The sequence below is a fragment of the Brevibacillus sp. NSP2.1 genome, from assembly GCF_000470975.2.
Classification (GTDB): domain Bacteria; phylum Bacillota; class Bacilli; order Brevibacillales; family Brevibacillaceae; genus Brevibacillus; species Brevibacillus agri.
This window is the reverse complement of sequence record NZ_CP048274.1, coordinates 3158592-3176472: the sequence shown is the minus strand read 5'-3', so window position 1 is coordinate 3176472 and position 17881 is coordinate 3158592. Positions and strand designations below refer to the sequence as shown.

Annotated in this window: 15 protein-coding genes; all 15 read left to right on the top strand. The window is 55.0% G+C overall.

What is annotated here, in order from left to right; all coding sequences use genetic code 11:
- Positions 1-149: 149 nt before the first annotated feature.
- Positions 150-1439 carry an asparagine--tRNA ligase gene (gene asnS, locus M655_RS15265; RefSeq protein ID WP_005834608.1) on the top strand — a complete coding sequence of 430 codons (1290 nt, stop codon included), beginning with the start codon at positions 150-152 and terminating at the stop codon, positions 1437-1439.
- 116 nt (positions 1440-1555) lie between these two features.
- Entirely contained in the window at positions 1556-2239 is a 684-nt protein-coding gene (locus tag M655_RS15260; RefSeq protein ID WP_005834606.1) for a DnaD domain-containing protein, read from the top strand.
- Positions 2240-2350: 111 nt separating this feature from the next.
- Positions 2351-2779, top strand: coding sequence for a hypothetical protein (locus tag M655_RS15255; RefSeq protein ID WP_005834604.1), 429 nt, complete (start codon positions 2351-2353; stop codon positions 2777-2779).
- Positions 2760-3938: a glycosyltransferase family 4 protein gene (locus M655_RS15250; protein ID WP_026557103.1), complete on the top strand. Its 1179-nt coding sequence runs from the start codon at positions 2760-2762 to the stop codon at positions 3936-3938. The genes M655_RS15255 and M655_RS15250 overlap by 20 nt, the downstream gene beginning before the upstream one ends.
- Before the next feature lie 122 nt (positions 3939-4060).
- Positions 4061-5107 carry a glucose-1-phosphate thymidylyltransferase gene (locus tag M655_RS15245; RefSeq protein WP_005834602.1) on the top strand — a complete coding sequence of 349 codons (1047 nt, stop codon included), beginning with the start codon at positions 4061-4063 and terminating at the stop codon, positions 5105-5107.
- Positions 5104-5907, top strand: a complete 804-nt coding sequence (locus tag M655_RS15240) for a glycosyltransferase family 2 protein (RefSeq protein ID WP_007785367.1) — start codon at positions 5104-5106, stop codon at positions 5905-5907. Before M655_RS15245 ends, M655_RS15240 begins: the two co-directional genes overlap by 4 nt.
- Positions 5904-6854, top strand: coding sequence for an NAD-dependent epimerase/dehydratase family protein (locus tag M655_RS15235; RefSeq protein ID WP_025843809.1), 951 nt, complete (start codon positions 5904-5906; stop codon positions 6852-6854). The genes M655_RS15240 and M655_RS15235 overlap by 4 nt, the downstream gene beginning before the upstream one ends.
- Positions 6855-6879: 25 nt before the next feature.
- Positions 6880-7956 (top strand): glycosyltransferase, encoded by a 1077-nt coding sequence (locus tag M655_RS15230; protein ID WP_005834594.1) that lies wholly within the window; start codon positions 6880-6882, stop codon positions 7954-7956.
- A 9-nt stretch (positions 7957-7965) separates the two neighbouring features.
- Positions 7966-9252 (top strand): UDP-glucose dehydrogenase family protein, encoded by a 1287-nt coding sequence (locus M655_RS15225; RefSeq protein WP_005834593.1) that lies wholly within the window; start codon positions 7966-7968, stop codon positions 9250-9252.
- 153 nt (positions 9253-9405) lie between these two features.
- The gene (gene pepF, locus M655_RS15220) at positions 9406-11217 is read left to right on the top strand and encodes an oligoendopeptidase F (RefSeq protein ID WP_007785361.1); all 1812 of its coding nucleotides are present in this window, start codon (positions 9406-9408) and stop codon (positions 11215-11217) included.
- 253 nt (positions 11218-11470) lie between these two features.
- A complete protein-coding gene (locus M655_RS15215; RefSeq protein ID WP_025843810.1) occupies positions 11471-12694 on the top strand; it encodes an efflux RND transporter periplasmic adaptor subunit in 1224 nt (407 codons plus the stop codon).
- A gap of 3 nt (positions 12695-12697) precedes the next feature.
- Positions 12698-15793 carry an efflux RND transporter permease subunit gene (locus M655_RS15210; protein WP_007785357.1) on the top strand — a complete coding sequence of 1032 codons (3096 nt, stop codon included), beginning with the start codon at positions 12698-12700 and terminating at the stop codon, positions 15791-15793.
- A 130-nt stretch (positions 15794-15923) separates the two neighbouring features.
- Complete coding sequence (locus tag M655_RS15205; RefSeq protein WP_026557104.1) at positions 15924-16712, top strand: SDR family oxidoreductase; 789 nt, start codon at positions 15924-15926, stop codon at positions 16710-16712.
- Between the two features lie 45 nt (positions 16713-16757).
- Positions 16758-17249: a YajQ family cyclic di-GMP-binding protein gene (locus tag M655_RS15200; RefSeq protein WP_005834584.1), complete on the top strand. Its 492-nt coding sequence runs from the start codon at positions 16758-16760 to the stop codon at positions 17247-17249.
- Between the two features lie 93 nt (positions 17250-17342).
- Positions 17343-17825, top strand: a complete 483-nt coding sequence (locus M655_RS15195) for a hypothetical protein (RefSeq protein WP_005834582.1) — start codon at positions 17343-17345, stop codon at positions 17823-17825.
- Positions 17826-17881: the final 56 nt, after the last annotated feature.

The window sequence follows — 17881 nt, the reverse complement described above, 5'->3', positions numbered from 1 at the left end:
CAGACGATCTCCCTTGCGCTTGTTTACATAATAAAATTATGGTAATCACCGGACGGGGAGACTTTCATTGAATTTGCCGTTCCCCAATAGTATAATTGTTGGGTACACTTAGTCTGTAGTGTGGCATGGTAAATGGAGGGAATTATTCGATGTTGACGACGATTGCCCGGGTAGGGCAGCATGTTGGACAAGAAGTGCGCATTGGATGTTGGCTGTACAACAAGCGCAGCAGCGGCAAGATTCAGTTTCTGCAGCTTCGCGACGGCTCCGGCTTCATCCAGGGCGTAGTAGTAAAAGCAGAAGTAGCGGAAGACGTATGGGAAAAAGCATCCCAACTGACCCAGGAAAGCTCTTTATACATAACCGGTGTTGTTCGCGCAGATGACCGTGCTCCAAGCGGCTTCGAGCTGACGGTAACAGGCGTGGAGATCATCCAGATTGCCCAGGAATACCCGATTTCGCTCAAGGAGCACGGGGTAGACTTCCTGATGGATCACCGCCATCTGTGGCTGCGCACTCCTCGTCAACGTGCGGTCATGGCGGTTCGCTCTGAAGTGATTCGCGCTGTTTACGAGTTTTTCCATGAAAATGGATTTGTCAAAGTAGACCCGCCAATCCTGACACCGACTTCGGCAGAAGGAACAACGAACCTGTTCCACACCAAATATTTTGATGAAGATGCGTATTTGTCCCAGTCCGGCCAACTGTACATGGAAGCGGCGGCAATGGCACTGGGCCGCGTGTACTCGTTTGGACCGACCTTCCGTGCGGAAAAATCGAAAACCCGTCGTCACCTGATCGAATTTTGGATGATCGAGCCGGAGATGGCGTTCGTCGACCACGAGGAAAACTTGCGCATTCAGGAAGCTTTTGTGTCCCACGTGGTGCAATCCGTCCTGAAAAACTGCCAGCAGGAGCTGAAAACGCTGGAGCGCGATACAACCAAACTGCAAAACGTGACGGGCTCCTTCCCGCGCATCACGTACGATGATGCGATCAAGCTGTTGCAGGAAAAAGGCAGCGAGATCAAGTGGGGCGACGACTTCGGTGCGCCGGACGAGACGCTGATCGCTGACCACTTCGACAAGCCGGTGTTCATCACGCACTATCCGACCGAGATCAAGGCTTTCTACATGAAGCCTCATCCAGAGCGTCCGGAAGTCGTGCTGTGCGCGGACATGATCGCCCCGGAAGGCTACGGCGAGATCATCGGCGGCAGCCAGCGCATCGACGATCCGGAGCTGTTGGCGAAGCGCTTCGCCGAGCATGAGCTGTCCGAGGAAGCTTATCGCTGGTACATGGACCTGCGCAAATACGGTACCGTTCCTCACTCCGGCTTCGGTCTGGGCCTTGAGCGGACGATTGCCTGGATTTGCGGACTGGATCACGTGCGCGAAACGATTCCGTTCCCGCGCATGCTGTACCGTCTCTACCCGTAAGGTTTTTCGTTTTTTCCATACACCCTGTTGCGAGAGGGCAGCAGGGTGTTCCTATTGTATGGCAGCGCGTTTTACGCCCTTCCTTTGTTAATCCAACCCAGAGGTGAACATGCGTTATGGATTCCCATATATTGCAACTGTTGCAAGAAGGTGCAACATCCGTCTCCAACCTTCTTCTGAAGATGTACAAACGAATGTCCCTGGCAGACGACGAAATGATGCTGCTCATTCATCTGCTTTCTTTTCAGCAGGAGGGGAACCGTTTTCCGACCTTGACTGAGCTGGAAGAACGCATGTCCATGTCCAGCATGAGATTGATCCAATCGCTGCAAAAGCTGCTGAAGGAAGACTGGATCAGCATCGACGAGTTTATCGACCCGCATACGGGGCTGCGCCACGAGCAGTACAATTTGACCCCGTTGTACAAAAAGCTGTACCAGACCTGGCGCGAGCAGCAGGCCGATCCGCGGATGCTGGCGCCGTTCAACGAAGCCGCGGCCACGGTAGATTCCGAGCCGGTGGCGATTTACTCCCGGTTTGAGCAGGCTTTTGGTCGGCCCTTGTCTCCTTTTGAATTGGAGAGCATCCACATGTGGACAGAGCAGGACGGTTATCAGGAAGAGCTGATTTTAACAGCATTGCGTGAAGCCGCAACCGTAGGCAAGCTTCACATTCGCTACATCGACAGAATCCTTCTGGAGTGGCAAAAACAGCAAATTACCACGGTCGAGCAGGCACGGCTGTACAGCCTGAACTTCCGCAGACAAAACCAATCCAAAGACTATCGACAACCGCTTTGATGCCAGCTATCAAGGCGGTTTTTTCTATTGTCTGTCTCCTATGTACACGTACCCATTTTCCGCGTTTGTCATAGCATATTACGTAGAAGCACGTTGCAGGAGGGAAGACTTATGGAAAAACGCAAAAAATGGGATCTGCCGCATTGGGTCACGCCAGGAGTCTTTTCTGGCCATTTTGTGGTCGATGAAGCGGTAGAGCGCATCTCGATTGTGAAACCCGGTGAAAAAGGACAGGAGGCCGCCGTGGAAAAAGCGACAGCGACGGAACAGACCGCTTGCGAGCAGCCCGCAGAGGCGCGAGAGCTGGTGCTGGAGCCGAAGTTCGAGATCATGATGAGAGAAACCGACGTGGTGACGACCGAGCAACTGGAGAAGCTGGAGCAGGAGGTTGCCGCCTTGAAGGAGTCGCTTGCCGCCTGGGAAAAACGGTGGAAAAAAGCCGAGGAAGAGCAGGCCAAAGAAAGGCAATATTTGTATCAGGTGGTTCTTTCCTTGAAAAAGGAGTGGGAGAGCGAGCGTAATGAACATCGCCATAATTAGCCCGGGGCCCTTTTCCGTGCCACCCGTCAAAGGCAGCTCGGTGGAGCACGACATCGACGAAGTGACGAAGATGATCGATCCCGAGCACAAAGTGACGATCTACACCCGGCGCTGTGCGACCTACCCAACGTCGTCCGTGGAGGACAACCGGGAGTTCATTCGCTTCCCCTACGATGGTCCAACGCCTTATTTGCGCAAGATCATCAAGCATATTCGCAAGCATAAACCGGATGTCATTCTCGTCGAAAATCGGCCGATTTACGTCTTGCAACTCAAAAAGCATTTTCCCAAAATTCCGGTTTTCGTCAACATGCATTCGCACGTCTACGGCTCTCCCGCCATGATTAGCAAGGAAAAAATGAAGCGGGTCGTCCGGCTGTCGTCCGGATTTATTACGAACAGCGAGTTTTTGCGCCAGCATTTTATCAAGGCGTGCAAAATTCCTCCACACAAAATTCACGCCGTGCATCTCGGGGTAGACGTGTCGCCGTACCAGGTGGCAAAGCTGCATTACACGATCAAAAAGCTGCGCAAACAGATCGGCCTCGCAGCGGATGACCGCGTTTTGTTTTACGCGGGAAGGCTCATGCGGGGAAAAGGCGTCCACATTCTCATCAAGGCGTTTCACCAGGTCAGCAAGCAAGACCCTCGCGCGCGGCTCGTCATCGTCGGCGGAACCGGCTACGGCAGCAATCGCTTAAATCCGTACGTGCGCGAGCTGAAACGGCTGGCGAAGCCGCTCGGCGACAAAGTACGCTTCGTCAATTTCGTCCCCAGCGCGCAGATGCCGCTGTATTACCAGATTGGCGATGTCGTGGCGACACCCTCGATCTGGAAGGAGGCCTTTTGCCGGGTCAACCTCGAGGCGATGGCATCGAGCAAGCCTGTCATTTCCACGACGCGGGGCGGGATCAAGGAGGTTGTCACCCATCAAGGCAGCGGGTTCCTGATTCCGCCCAAAGAGTGGGAAAAAGAACTGCCCGCCATCTGGGAGCTGCTCTGGAGCACGCCGCACGTGCGCACGGAAATGGGCAAACAGGCATTGCTTCGCGCAAAGCAATTCTCCTGGTACGCCACGGCGCAAGGCTATTTGAATGTGTTTGAAAGCGTGGTCGGCAAGAAGCCAAAAGAAAAGCAGCCGCTGCTCAAAACGGGATGATTCACTTGTCCAGCCGCTAGGTTATTGCCCTTTCTTTGTGCCCGGTGGACGTCTGCCCTGTCCAGAGATCACGAGGCGCATACCTTATAAGTATCGCAGAGCACAACTGGGGAGTGATACTTGTGAAAGGGTTAATCTTGTGTGCTGGACGTGGTACGCGACTGCACCCCTTTTCCTATTCGCAACCAAAAACCCTCCTCCCTGTGGCCAATCATCCGGTATTACACTACTGCATCAGCAAACTGCGTGAAGTGGGTGTGCATGACATCGGCATCGTCATCCACCCTTCCCAAGTGCAGATTCCTCCCTTGGTGGGCAATGGTAGTCAATTTGGGGCTACCATTACTTTTATCGAGCAGGAGGTGCCGCTTGGAATCGCACATGCTGTCCATTTAGCGCAACCGTTCTTGCAAGACGAACCGTTTATCTTGTTACTTGGTGACAACTTGTTGATGGATTCGCTGCACGGGCTAATGCGTGCGTTTACCAGTGAAAAATCAGACGGTGTTGTGATGCTAAGTGAAGTGGAGAGACCACAGGATTATGGGATTGCCGAAGTACAGGAAGGGCGTCTGGTCTCCGTGGAAGAAAAACCTCGTCAGCCGAAGAGCAATCTGGCTGTCATTGGCGCATACCTGTTTACCCCACCCATTTTTGAGTCGATTGCTACACTGCAGCCATCCGCCCGTGGTGAATATGAAATCACGGATGCGATCCAGTCCATGATTGATCGCGGTTTTCATATTGCGCATGCACTTACGAGCGGCAAGTATTCCGATGTGGGAACCATTGATCGTTGGCTGGAGGCAAACCGTTGGATGCTGGCAAAAGATTTGGGTCAGACTCACCAGATTGGCCAAAGGTCCGTCGTCACAAACTGCGAGATTATCGGACCTGTGCTGATCGGGGAAGACTGTCACATTGAAAATTGCCGGCTCGGTCCGTACGTTTCGATTCAAAACGGGGTGCATCTGAAAAATTGTGCGCACATTGAGAACAGCATCCTGTTGGAAAACAGCTCGCTCATGGACGTCGCCTGGAGCGTTACGGACAGCGTTTTCGGAAGGTCGTCTCATTTGACAGGACAGTCAGCCAATTCGAGCGGTGTCTTCATTTTAAGCGACAAGTCATCGATTCGCATTCCAGCCGTGAAGAGGGAGGACACATGAACCCAACCTTTACTGTGGTCATCCCGACGTACAATCGCGCCAAGTTCATCCGCAAAGCGATCAACAGTGTCTTGAAGCAGACGACAAAAGACTGGAAGCTGCTAATCATTGACGATGCCTCTACCGACAAGACGAGGAAAAAGGTAGAGAAGTATTTGTACCATCCGAACATCATGTACTACCGGATGGAACAAAACTCCGGCATCGGAAAAGTGATGAATCAGGCCTTGTCTATGGTCGACACGCCATACCTTTTGCAGCTTGATTCGGACGATTGGCTGCCAAAACGGACGCTGGCTGTCATTAAAAAGTACATTCGCAAGAGTAAAAAAAGTACAGCGCTCTACTACGGCAACGTCAAAATATGGCGAGTGCGGCGCGGGAAATACTACAACCCGTTTCTCGTCAAGCACAAGCATTTTCGCAACAAATACCAGTTTTTGAAGTACAACCGCTGGATGGTGGCGCCGCGCTGCTACCGGGTCGAAGCGCTTCGGGAGGTCGGAGGTTGGGATACCTCCGACAAATACGAAGGCCGAATCATGGAGGATCGGCGCATCATTTTGCGGCTGATTGAAAAATACCGCGTCCGGTTTATCAATCGCAAGCTGTACAACCGGACGAAGCACAAAGGACAGCTTACCGACAACAAGATGAAGCGGAGACGCAATCATTTACGCAAAAAAACGTTCAATTATTACCTCAAACGCTGGGGCAACAAATACAAAGCGGTCTACGGCTACAAGGATGGCTATCTCGTCATTAAACGGTTGAAGAAAGTGAGGCGGCGGAAGCGATGACAAAAGCACTTGTCACCGGTTGTGCTGGTTTTATCGGGTCGCATCTGACCCAGCGCTTGCTAAATGACGGGGTGACAGTGATCGGCATCGACGGCTTCGTCGATAACTACGACGTTGCTGCCAAACTCCGCAATCTCGCAGAGATCGGGAGCCATCCCGCCTTTACTTTTCATTCAACCATGCTGCAGGCAGAGCGGTGGAAAGACTGGCTGGACGGAGTAGATGTGGTCTATCACCTGGCTGCGCTGCCCGGCGTGCGGAACAGTTGGGGCAAGGCATTCGCGGAGTACGTCAGTCACAATATTTTGGCTACCCAACTGCTTCTGGAGGCGTGCATGCAAAGGCCAAAACCGCCTGTCATCGTCGTCTCTTCTTCCTCTTCTGTGTACGGCACGATGCAAGGGACGCTAACGGACGAATCTGCTCCGCTGCGTCCCGTATCGCCTTATGGCGTCACGAAGGAAGCGATGGAGCAGGTGTGCTCCGTCTACGTCAAAGCGTACGGACTGCCGATCACGATGCTGCGCTACTTTACCGTGTACGGCCCGAGACAGCGGCCGGACATGGCTTTTCACCGCTTTTTCCGGCAAATGATGAAGGGAGATCCCGTCGTCGTTTACGGAGATGGGCAGCAATCGCGAGACTTTACCTACGTTACGGACGCCGTGGAGGCAAACATATTGGCGGGGCGCCACGCTGCACCCGGCGAGATATTTAATGTGGGTGGAAATCGTGAAGTCAAATTGATCGACGTGCTGAACATCATGGGCACGCTGATGAACATCTCGCCGAAAATCAGCTTTCAGCCCGGTCCGGCAGGCGACTCGCTGCGCACTTGCGCGGACATTCGGCTGGCTGAGCAGCGCCTGGGCTACCGTCCGCAAGTTTCCTTGGAAGAGGGGCTTCGTCGGCAGTTGGCGGATATGCGTTTTCAGCCGAGGAGCTAAAACTCGAAAATAGGAGGCCAGTTGCATGCATCGGGTCCTCGTCTATCGGAGAAAATTCCTGCCCCGAAGCGAAACCTTCATCTACGAGCAATTGCTTGGGCACCAGAGAGTCAAACCTGTCGTGCTGACCAGACAGCGGCCGTTCAACCGCAAACAGTTTCCGTACTCGCCGGTCTATGTGCGCAAGGCAATGGCGGGCCTCTCCGGGTGGCTGAAGCGAAAAAAGATCAAATGCTTGCATGCGCGGTTTGGCCCGGCTGGCCTGGAGCTGCTTCCGTACGCCAAAAAGGCGGGACTGCCGTTGATTACTTCTTTTCACGGCTTTGATGCGACCAAGCGCGTGCGGGAAAATCCGGGCTATCGCCGCTCGCTGAAGCGACTGTTTCGCAAAGGCAAGGCGTTTACCGTCGTCAGCAATCATATGAAAAAGCGGCTGATCCGCCTGGGCTGCTCGGGCGACAAAATCACGCTGATCCGCTCCGGCATTGATCTGCGCAAATTTCCGATGCTGCCGCCCCAGCCGGTCCACGATGGCGAGTACCGGCTGCTCAGCGTTGGCCGCCTGACGGAGAAAAAAGGCATGGACACGTTAATCCAGGCGTTCGTGCAGGTGCACAAAAAGCATCCGAAGGCCAAGCTGATTATCGTCGGCGACGGCGAGAAAAAGAAAAAGCTGCGCAGCATGATTAAAAAATACAAGCTGGAAAAGCAAGTCGTCCTCAAGGGCGCTTTGCCGCATCAAGCGGTGCAGCGCGAGCTGGCGCGATGCCATCTGTTTGTCATCGCCTGCAAAACGGCCAAAAACGGCGACCAGGAAGGCATCCCGAACGTGCTGATGGAAGCGATGGCGTCCGGCAGGCCCGTCATTTCGACGTATCACGCGGGCATTCCCGAACTGGTGGAGCACGGGGAGTCCGGCTATCTCGTCCCGGAGCGCTCTCCGGCGAAGCTCGGACGGATGATAAACCACGTGCTCGCATCCGCGCACGAATGGCCGGAAATGACGGCGCGGGCGAGGATGAAGGTGGAGAAAAACCACGATATTCACCAGCAGCGTCTCAAACTGGAGGAGCTTTATTTGCGTGTGATGAAAAAACGATGAGGTGAAGTGATGAAAGTTGCCGTTATCGGTACCGGCTACGTAGGGCTGACAACCGCTGTCTCCCTGGCCATGAACGGCCATCAGGTGATCGGCATCGATCTGGTCGAAGCCAAAATTGTCAAACTGAGGCAAGGAATCTCGCCCATCTACGAGCCCGGGTTGGAGGAAGCGCTGAAACAGGTGCTGGAAAACGGCACCCTCGCTTTTTCCACGAAGCTGCAGGAGGCAGCAGACGCGGACGTTTTCTTTGTTTGCGTCGGCACTCCGGAAGCGGCTGACGGGACCGCCGATTTGCGCTATTTGTACAGTGCCGTAGCTGCGATCGAACAGATGCATCAAGCCTCCCCGAAAAGGCGAGTCGTAGTCGTCAAAAGCACGGTGCCAGTGGGGACGGGCGACAAGGTTGCCGAGCTGCTCAGCGGCTGCGGGGAGCTGTCGGTCGCGTCCAATCCGGAGTTTCTGCGAGAGGGCAGTGCGCTGTACGACGCGCTGGCGCCTTCGCGGATTGTCATTGGAGCGGGCGAGCCGGAAACGAGAGAGGTCATGGAGGAGCTGTACAAGGGGGTGGACGCTCCGCGCGTGGTCACGACCCGCGCGAACGCCGAACTGATTAAGTACGCCTCCAACGCCTTTTTGGCGACGCGCATTTCTTTCATGAATGAGCTGGCGCGGCTGAGCGCGGCACTGGGAACCGATATCGTGACGATCGCGCACGGCATGGGGCTGGACAGCCGGATCGGGCCGGAGTTTTTGCGGGCGGGCGTCGGCTATGGCGGATCCTGTTTTCCGAAAGACACGATTGCCTTGCTGCAGCTCGCTGCGCAAAACGGCATCTCGCTCGGTATTTTGGAGCAAGTGCGCAAAGTCAACGCCACGCAGCCCGTCTGGTTTTTGCAGCAGTTGCAACCGTTCGTTCCGGACTGTCGCGGCAAGCGGATCGCGGTACTCGGATTGGCGTTCAAACCGGATACGGACGACATTCGCGAGGCGCCGTCCCTGGCCGTCCTGCAAGCGCTGGAGGAAAAGGGAGCTGCGGTTTTCGCCTACGATCCGATCGCAACCGACGCCGTGCGGCAGAAGTTTCCGAACGTTACGTACACCAAGACAGCCGAAGAAGCCGTGCAAGGCGCACATGCCGCGCTTTTAATTACCGAGTGGAAAGAGTGCGTGCAGCTCGATTGGGAACAGGTCTACCAAAAGATGGCCCAGCCCGTTTTGCTGGACGGACGCAATGCGTGGCCGGCCAAAATCGTCAAGGAAGCCGGATTTCGCTATGTGGGCGTAGGAAAAAGCTGACTTTTCCGCAGGAGAAGCTCAGCTTTTTTCTTTTGCCGCGAAAAAGCAGGTGCCAACTGTGCTAATGATTTGAACAAGATGGCATAATACGGTAGGATAGTCACATATGAATGATTTGACCATTCTTGTGCAAATGACGAGGGAGTGATCGCGGTGAACAAAAGCAAAACATTGCCAAAACGAAGTGACGTCCCCGCTGAATACAAGTGGCGGTTGGAGGATATTTACGCGACCGACGCGGACTGGGAAAAGGATGTGCAAAAGGCGAAGCAACTGACCGAGCAGATTGCCGCTCTGAAAGGGACGCTGGCGCAGTCCGGGAAGCAGTTGCTCGCAGCGCTGACCTTGCAGGACGAGCTGCTGAAGACGCTCGATACCGTGTACGTGTACGCGCGCATGCGCCGCGACGAGGACAATGCGAACAGCACGTATCAGGGACTGACTGACCGTGCCACCAGCCTCAGCACGCAAGTGTACGGGGCAATCGCGTACATACAGCCGGAGATTTTGGCGATCCCGACAGAAGAGCTGGAGAAGTGGATCAAGGAAACAGAGGGACTCGCGCATTACCGGATTTTGCTGGAAGAGATTACGCGCTTCAAGCCGCATACGCTTTCCGCGGAAGAAGAGGCGCTTCTGGCGAACATGAGCGAGCTGGCTTCTGCCCCGACCAAAATTTTTGGCATGCTGAACAACGCCGACATGAAGTTCCCGATGATTACGGACGAAAACGGCGAAGAGGTCGAGCTGACCAAAGGGCGCTACACGCAGTTCATGGAGAGCAAGGACAGACGCGTGCGCAAGGAAGCTTTCCAGGCGCTGTACGCCACGTACGGCAAGTTCCGCAATACGATCGCGGCGTCGCTGACTTCTGCGATCAAAGGCGACGTCTTCTACGCCCGGACGCGCAAATATCCGTCCGCGCTGTACGCGGCTCTTTTCTCGGACAATGTGGACTTGTCCGTGTACGACAATCTGATCTCGACGATCCGCGAGCATTTGCCGCTCATGCACCGCTACATCGCTCTGCGCAAAAAGCTGCTCGGCGTAGAGGAGCTGCACATGTACGACCTGTACGTGCCGATCGTGCCCGAGGTCGACATGAAAATCCCGTACGACCAGGCGGTAGCCACGATCAAGGAAGCCCTGCATCCGCTCGGCGAAGAGTACGGCCGCGTGCTTGCCGAAGGCTTTTCCAACGGCTGGATCGACGTGCACGAAAACGAAGGAAAGACGAGCGGGGCGTATTCGTGGGGCGCGTACACGACCCATCCGTACGTGCTCATGAACTACCAGGATAACGTGAACAACATGTTTACGCTGGCGCACGAGATGGGCCATGCGCTGCACAGCTACCACTCCAACCAGGCGCAGCCGTACACGTATGCGGACTACAAAATTTTCGTGGCCGAAGTGGCTTCGACGCTCAACGAAGCGTTGCTGATGCACCACTTGCTGCAGACCACGACAGACAAAAAGCAGCGGATGTACTTAATCAACTACTACCTGGAGCAATTCCGCGGCACCGTTTTCCGGCAAACGATGTTTGCCGAGTTCGAAAAGATCGTGCACGAGAAGGAGGAGCAGGGAGAGCCGCTGACAGCCGATTCGCTCAGCGCGATTTACCGCGAGCTGAACGTCGCTTACCACGGACCGGAGATGGTCGTGGACAGCGAGGTGGACCTGGAGTGGGCGCGCATCCCGCACTTCTATCGCAACTTCTACGTCTACAAGTACGCCACCGGGTTTTCGGCCGCGACGTCCTTGTCCAAACAGATTTTGGAGGAAGGCCAGCCGGCTGTGGACCGCTACCTGCAATTCCTCAAGGGCGGCAGCTCCGACTATCCGCTCAATCTCTTGAAAAAGGCGGGCGTGGACATGGCTTCTCCGGCTCCGATCGCGGAAGCGTTGAGCGTGTTCAAAGGCTTGCTGGACGAAATGGAACAGCTTCTCGCAGAAAACTAAACAGCGTCACCGCATGAAAAGGCAGTCAAGCTATCGGGTTTGGCTGCCTTTTCCCTTTTTACAAAATATTAGCGAGAAGTCCAAAAAAAGGTAACGGTCCTGCATATTGTTCGTATATACTTATGAACTGGTGGGGATTGTGTTCTCCGTCTCGGGGCTGAGGCAAATTTCCAACCACTGACTGTTTTGCAGGAAAGGTAAAAACTGGCACAATTACGCAAGGGAATGATTGTGAACATTTGGAGGAATCATTGTGAAAAAACGGGCATCGATCATTATGGCCTCTCTCTTGCTGGTTACAGCCGGCTGCGGAGGACCGGCACCAGAGCCTCCGGCGCAGGTGGAAGCCAAAGCGAAAGTCGTGGAGGTCGTCAAAGTACAGAAGGCCGCACAACCTGTTTTCCTGCGGGTAACGGGAATGGTGGAAGCAAAGCGCGGCGCGGAACTGCCCTTTGGCACTGGGGGAACGATTTCGGCCATCCAGGTGAGCAAAGGGATGAAGATTGCACAAGGACAGCTTTTGGCGACACTGGATTCGCGCTACTACCAAAAAGAAGTCGAAGCCGCTGCCAGCCAGGTAGAAGAGGCGGCCGCCCGCAAAACGAAAGCGCTGAAGGGCGCGACAGCAGAAGCGATCGAGCAGCAGCGCCTGCAAGTGCAAAGTGCCCAGAGCCGTCTGGAAAAGGCGAAACAAGACCTCGCAGCAGGCGAGAAGCTGTTCGCGGGAGGCGCTATTTCGCAAACCGAAATAAATGATTTGCGCCGCGCCCTGACCCAAGCGGAAATTTCCGCCCGCGACGCCCAGTTGTCGCTCACCGAGCTGCAACGCGGAGCGCAGCCAGAGGACATCGCGATGGCGAACGCTTCGATCAAGGCGGCAGCCGGACAGGTGGAGCGGGCGAAAAAGAGTCTGGATGATGCGAAAATTCACGCGCCTTTTGCCGGAACGGTCGTAGACGTTTACAAGCAGACTGGCGAGCAGGCTTCTCCAGGCGAGAAAATCGTCCATCTGGTCGACTTGACGGAAGTGAAGGTCACGCTCGACGTCACCAACGATCTCATCAGCCAGTTCCAGGAAAAGGCGAAGGTGCAGGCAGTATCTGACGACGGGAAAAAGAGCGAGGGCACGATTACCTTCGTCTCGCCTGTCGTGAGCAAGGAGACGGGCAAGTACCGCGTGGAAGTGACGATTCCGAACCCAGACGGCTTCTGGCGCGGGGGAATGGCTGCGACGATTGAGGCGCCGCGCAAAGTAAACGGGTTCCTCGTACCGCTGGAAAGCGTCGGAGTCAGCTCTACCCAGCATTACGTCATGGCGGTGGAAAACGGCCTGACCGTGAAAAAGGAAGTCAAAACCGGACAAATTGTCGACGATCAAATCGAGATTCTCTCGGGTGTCAAAGAAGGCGACCAGCTTTTGCGCAGCGGTATTACTTTCTACGTCGAGGGGCAAAAAGTAGAGGCGAAGGGAGAATAGCGCATGAACAAGATGATTCTCTTTTTGCTGAAGCGGCGCCTGATCGTCTATCTGTTTACCTTTTTGCTCGTCATCGCCGGTCTTGGCTCCCTGCTCAGCTTCAACGTTGAGCTGGTTCCGAAAACGAACTTCCCCGTGCTCTCCGTCAACATCTCAGGTGGGGCGCTGCCTCCGGAAGAGATGGAAGAGAAGATTACGAAAAAAGTAGAGCAGGAACTGAAATCGATTGCGGATATCAAAGAATTTTCGTCTACGACAGGTACCGGCTACGTCAACGTGCAGATTACGGCCACGGAAGGGCAAGGCGAAAAAGTCAAGCAGGACGTGCAAAATGCCGTGAACCGCTTGCGCAACGGGTTCCCGAAAGCCGTTGACAGCGTCAGCGTGAACCAGATGAACTTCGGGAATGAACAAATGATCGACTACGCGTTGGTCGGAGCCGATCCGCAGGCGATGCTCAGCCTGGCGAAAACGACGATCAAGGACCGGATCGAGGAAGTGTCCGGGGTGAAGGAAGTCGCCGTATCGGACCGCAGCTTCGAAAACAAGATCGCCATCACTTTGCGTCCAGACAGGCTGAGTGCGTATCGGACTACCCCGTCAGAGGTGATCTCGCAGCTTCAGGAGACGAACTGGAAGCAAGCGATCGGCACGCTGGAAAACACGGGCTTTGACACCGTCGTCATGATTGACAACACGTTCAACTCGGTTCAGGAACTGAACGCGTTGCCGATTGTGACGCCAAACGGCACGGTTACGTTGGAACAGCTCGCGACGGTCGAGGACTTGCGTGGAAAAGTGAAAGATTCGGTAGCGCTGACGAACGGAAACGTATTCGTGCACTTGAGCGTTTCGCGCGCGGATGGCAGCGACCTGATTACGACCCAGCGCAAAGTCGAGGAAGTCGTCCGCGGGATCAATGCGGAAGCGAATGGCAAATACCAGATGAAAGTCATGTTCGAAGCCGTTTCGTACATCGAGCATGCGGTGACCAACCTCAGCCGTGACGTTTTGATCGGTGGCGCGCTGGCGATCATCATCTTGTTCGTGTTCCTGCGCAACTGGCGGGTGACGCTCGTCATCGCGACGACGCTGCCGCTGTCCGCGCTCATGACGTTTATCGCCATGAAAATCGGCGGCTACAACATTGACATGGTCAGCCTGCTCTCGCTTAGCTTGTCTGTCGGCCTGATTGTCGACGCCGCAATCGTCGTCCTGGAGAGCATTTACCACTTCCGGGAAAGAGGCGAGGAGCTCAAGCAGGCGATTATCAAAGGAACGCGAGAGGTTTTGACGCCGGTCTTCACCTCGCAGCTCACGATCATCATCGTCTTTTTGCCGCTCGTCTTTGCTGACTTTGAAGACTGGCTCAAACCGATTTTGGCGACGATTGCCTTTACGGTATCTTCCGCCATTATCGCATCGACCATCGCCGCTTTCTTTTTCGTTCCCGTCTTTTCCGATCGTTTTTTGCAAAAAGACAAACACGTCGCGCTGGAAGGCGAAGGAAAAGAGCATGTGGTTAATCGGTTGTTTAACAGCCTCTTGCGACTGGCCTTGCGCCACCGGGTCAAGACGATTATCGTCGCGCTCCTGATGTTTGTCGGCGCGGGCTTCCTCATGCCGCTCATGAAGATGGGGCAAGGCATTAACCCGAATGAAAACTTCATTTTTGCCACGCTGGAGATGCCTACAGGCTCCACCCTGGAGCGGGCACAGAAGGCGGCACTGACCGGAGAGGAAGCGCTGCGCGGCATCCCGGAAGTAAAAGACGTGTTCTTCTTCTCCTCCAGCACAGGGTCGGAGATTTTCATTTCGCTCGTGCCGAAATCAGAGCGCACGCGCGACAAAGAACTGTTGACGGCCGATATTAACGATCGCCTCAACTCGATCCCGGGCATTGAATCCATCTCGATGACGTTCGGGCAGCAAGGGGCTTCGGCGCCGATCCAGCTCGACATCATCGGGGATGATATGGAGCAAATGCGCAAAATCGCTACCGATGTGGAAGGCATGCTGTCCACCGTACCGGGCTTGACCAACATTCGCAACGACTTTAAAGAAGGCAAGGAAAAAGTAACGCTCATTCCGAAGCAGGAGGCGCTCGCCAGACTGAACGTCGACCACCGCTCCTTGCTCCAGCAGTTGAGCGTATGGATTGGCAGCCAGCAGATCACGTCGATCACGAAGGATGGAATCGAGGTGGATGTCGTCGCCCAAATGCCGGACGACTGGCTGAAGCACCCGGAACAGCTCAAGCAAATGATGGTGACAGCCAAGGACGGCGCCCAGGTGCCGCTGGCTGACCTCGTGGACTGGTACTACAGCAAGTCTCCGATTACGTTGATCCATGAAAAAGGCGAGCGGATCGTAACGGTATCTGCCGAGATGCAAGGAAGCGACTTGGGGACGGTTGGCCGTGAAATAAATGAGAAGCTGCCGGGCCTGGTCGTTCCTGCCGGGTACAAGGTGGAGATCGCCGGGAAGCTGAAAGAGCAAAGCGCCAACCTCGCGCAAGGGATTTTCGTCTTCGTCGGCGTGCTCGCGTTGATCTACGTCATCATGGTCGCGCAGTTTGGCCGTCTCTCGCAGCCGTTCATTATTTTGCTGACGATTCCGATGGCCTTGGTCGGCGTGGTGATGGGCTTCGTGCTTACACAACGAACGTTTGGCGAAATGGCGATGATCGGGATTATCATGCTGGTCGGGATCGTCGTGTCCAACGCGATTTTGCTGATCGACCGGATCAACCTGCTGCGCAATCGCGGGATGGCTACCGCCGAAGCGATTGTACAAGGCACGAAGGACCGCGTCCGCCCGGTTATCATGACGAAGCTGACGGCGATTCTGGGGATGCTGCCGATGGGACTGGCGATGGCGGAAGGCTCCGACCTGGAGGCACCGCTCGCGACAGCCGTAATTTCCGGCTTGATCTTCCACACGCTGGTGACGCTGGTGCTCGTGCCTGTGCTGTACTCGTTGTTTGAAGGAGCCAAAGAAAGACGGCTCGCCCGCAAGGCAGCGCGTCAGGCCAAACGAGAGGCAAAGCGCATCGCGAAGCAAAACAAAAACAGCAACACGTCTCACAAAGAGATGTAACGGCGAAAAAGAGAAGGGGAGTGTGCTTTTCCCCTTCTCTTTGCTTTTCGTTCGTCTGAAAGTTCTGTAGAATATAAAGCAAGGATGATACATACAAAACCAAAACCGTACCTCGAAAGGAGCGTTGAACATGGATCTTCAATTGCATGGCAGGACAGCCCTCGTGCTCGCCTCGTCAAAAGGCTTGGGCAAAGCGACCGCGCTCTGCCTGGCGCAGGAGGGAGCGAATGTCACCATTTGCGGCAGAGACGAGCAGGCGATGGAAGCCGTGCGCGCCGAAATTGAGCAGGCAGCGGGGCAGTCGCCTCTGGCCGTTCCGGTGGATGTCACCAAGCCGGGAGACATCGAGCGAGTCGTGCAGGAAACGGTTCGCCACTTCGGCAGCGTAGATATACTGGTCAACAACTCGGGCGGACCTGCGACGGGCAAGTTCGACCAGTTGACGGACGAGCAGTGGATTTTGGCCTTCGAGCTGAACCTGTTGAGCTACGTCCGGGCGATCCGCGCTGTTTTGCCGCACATGCGCGCCAAGCAGTTCGGGCGAATCGTCAACTTTGCGTCTTCCTCGTTCAAGCAGCCGCTGGAAAACTTGATCTTGTCGAACACGTTTCGCACAGGGGTTCTGGGGCTGGCCAAAACGCTTTCCGCTGAGCTGGGGCCGGATGGCATTCTCATCAACACGATCGGCCCGGGACGAATTGCGACAGACCGGGTGCAGCAACTGGACGGGCTGAGTGCGCAGGGGCAAGGGATTAGCGCAGAGGAAGTCCGGCAAAACTGGGAAAAACAAATCCCGGTCGGCAGGTACGGCCAGCCGGATGAGTTCGCGCGCATGGTGACGTTTTTGGCATCGCCAGCCAACAGCTATATCACGGGGCAGTCTTTCCTCGTGGACGGAGGACTGGTTCGGGCGATCTAGCAGCGAAAAAACGCCAAACAGGCAAAAGCGAAGGAGGAACTACGCATGAGCAAGGAAAGCTCGTTTGACATCGTTTCGAAAGTAGACTTGGCCGAAGTGAACAACGCCATTCAAACCGCCTTGAAGGAGATCGAGAACCGCTTCGATTTCAAGGGGAGCAAGAGCAGCATCAAACTGGAAAAGGACGAGCTCGTCCTCGTTTCCGACGACGACTTCAAGCTTAGCCAGGTCAAGGACATTTTGCTGGGCAAGCTGGTCAAGCGCGACGTGCCGATCAAAAATTTGGACTACGGAAAAGTCGAGCCGGCAGCGGGCGGCACCGTGCGCCAACGGGTGAAGCTGGTGCAGGGCATCGACAAGGACAACGCCAAAAAGATCAACGGCATTATTAAGGATGCCGGCCTGAAGGTGAAGACGCAAATTCAGGACGATCAAATTCGCGTGACAGGCAAAAGCAAGGATGATCTGCAGCAAGTCATCAGTGCGATTCGCAAGGCGGATTTGCCGCTCGAGGTGCAATTTATCAACTACCGCTGACGGCTATAGCAAAGTTTTGCTTCTACCTCTCTTTCCTCTCGCATATGCATGTACAAATAAGTGACAAGCACTTGCGAAAGGGAGAGTAGAGACATGAAGGTCTTTATTATCAGTATGCGCAATCTCATTTTGGGCGGAATCGTCTTTCTGGTTGTTCTGGTGGCGGGCATCGTGCTATTGGTCAAAGATCCGTTGCACGTCTCTGACTCCTATCGTCCAGGTGACACGAGTGTTCCGGCCACGACCAATGCCAGTGCTCCGTTGACCCAGCCGGAAGGGGCAGCCAAGCCGTCGTTGAACATGGATATACAGGTGGATGGAACGACAGCGGAAGTATCGCTTTTGACGCAAAACTTCGAGTTCGTGCAGGAAAACGGCGAGCTTGGGCAAACGCCGGTGTATGGAAAAGGCCACGCCCATCTGTACCTCGATGGCGAGTCCAAAGGAATGATCTACCATCCGGAGTTCATGCTGAAAAAGTTGCCGAAGGGCGAGCATGAGATTCGCGTCGAGCTGAACTACAGCAACCATCTGCCGTACAAGGTGGAAGCGACGCAAAAAATTGTCGTGAAGTAAACGGGAAGCGTTCCGATTGGGGGACGCTTTTCTTTTTTCTATCGAGAAGGAATATG

Excerpts from the sequence above, each read along its gene's own strand:
- asnS (WP_005834608.1), top strand. The coding sequence starts at position 150 with ATGTTGACGACGATTGCCCGGGTAGGGCAGCATGTTGGACAAGAAGTG.
- M655_RS15260 (WP_005834606.1), top strand. The coding sequence starts at position 1,556 with ATGGATTCCCATATATTGCAACTGTTGCAAGAAGGTGCAACATCCGTC.
- M655_RS15255 (WP_005834604.1), top strand. The coding sequence starts at position 2,351 with ATGGAAAAACGCAAAAAATGGGATCTGCCGCATTGGGTCACGCCAGGA.
- M655_RS15250 (WP_026557103.1), top strand. The coding sequence starts at position 2,760 with ATGAACATCGCCATAATTAGCCCGGGGCCCTTTTCCGTGCCACCCGTC.
- M655_RS15240 (WP_007785367.1), top strand. The coding sequence starts at position 5,104 with ATGAACCCAACCTTTACTGTGGTCATCCCGACGTACAATCGCGCCAAG.
- M655_RS15235 (WP_025843809.1), top strand. The coding sequence starts at position 5,904 with ATGACAAAAGCACTTGTCACCGGTTGTGCTGGTTTTATCGGGTCGCAT.
- M655_RS15230 (WP_005834594.1), top strand. The coding sequence starts at position 6,880 with ATGCATCGGGTCCTCGTCTATCGGAGAAAATTCCTGCCCCGAAGCGAA.
- M655_RS15225 (WP_005834593.1), top strand. The coding sequence starts at position 7,966 with ATGAAAGTTGCCGTTATCGGTACCGGCTACGTAGGGCTGACAACCGCT.
- M655_RS15210 (WP_007785357.1), top strand. The coding sequence starts at position 12,698 with ATGAACAAGATGATTCTCTTTTTGCTGAAGCGGCGCCTGATCGTCTAT.
- M655_RS15205 (WP_026557104.1), top strand. The coding sequence starts at position 15,924 with ATGGATCTTCAATTGCATGGCAGGACAGCCCTCGTGCTCGCCTCGTCA.
- M655_RS15200 (WP_005834584.1), top strand. The coding sequence starts at position 16,758 with ATGAGCAAGGAAAGCTCGTTTGACATCGTTTCGAAAGTAGACTTGGCC.
- M655_RS15195 (WP_005834582.1), top strand. The coding sequence starts at position 17,343 with ATGAAGGTCTTTATTATCAGTATGCGCAATCTCATTTTGGGCGGAATC.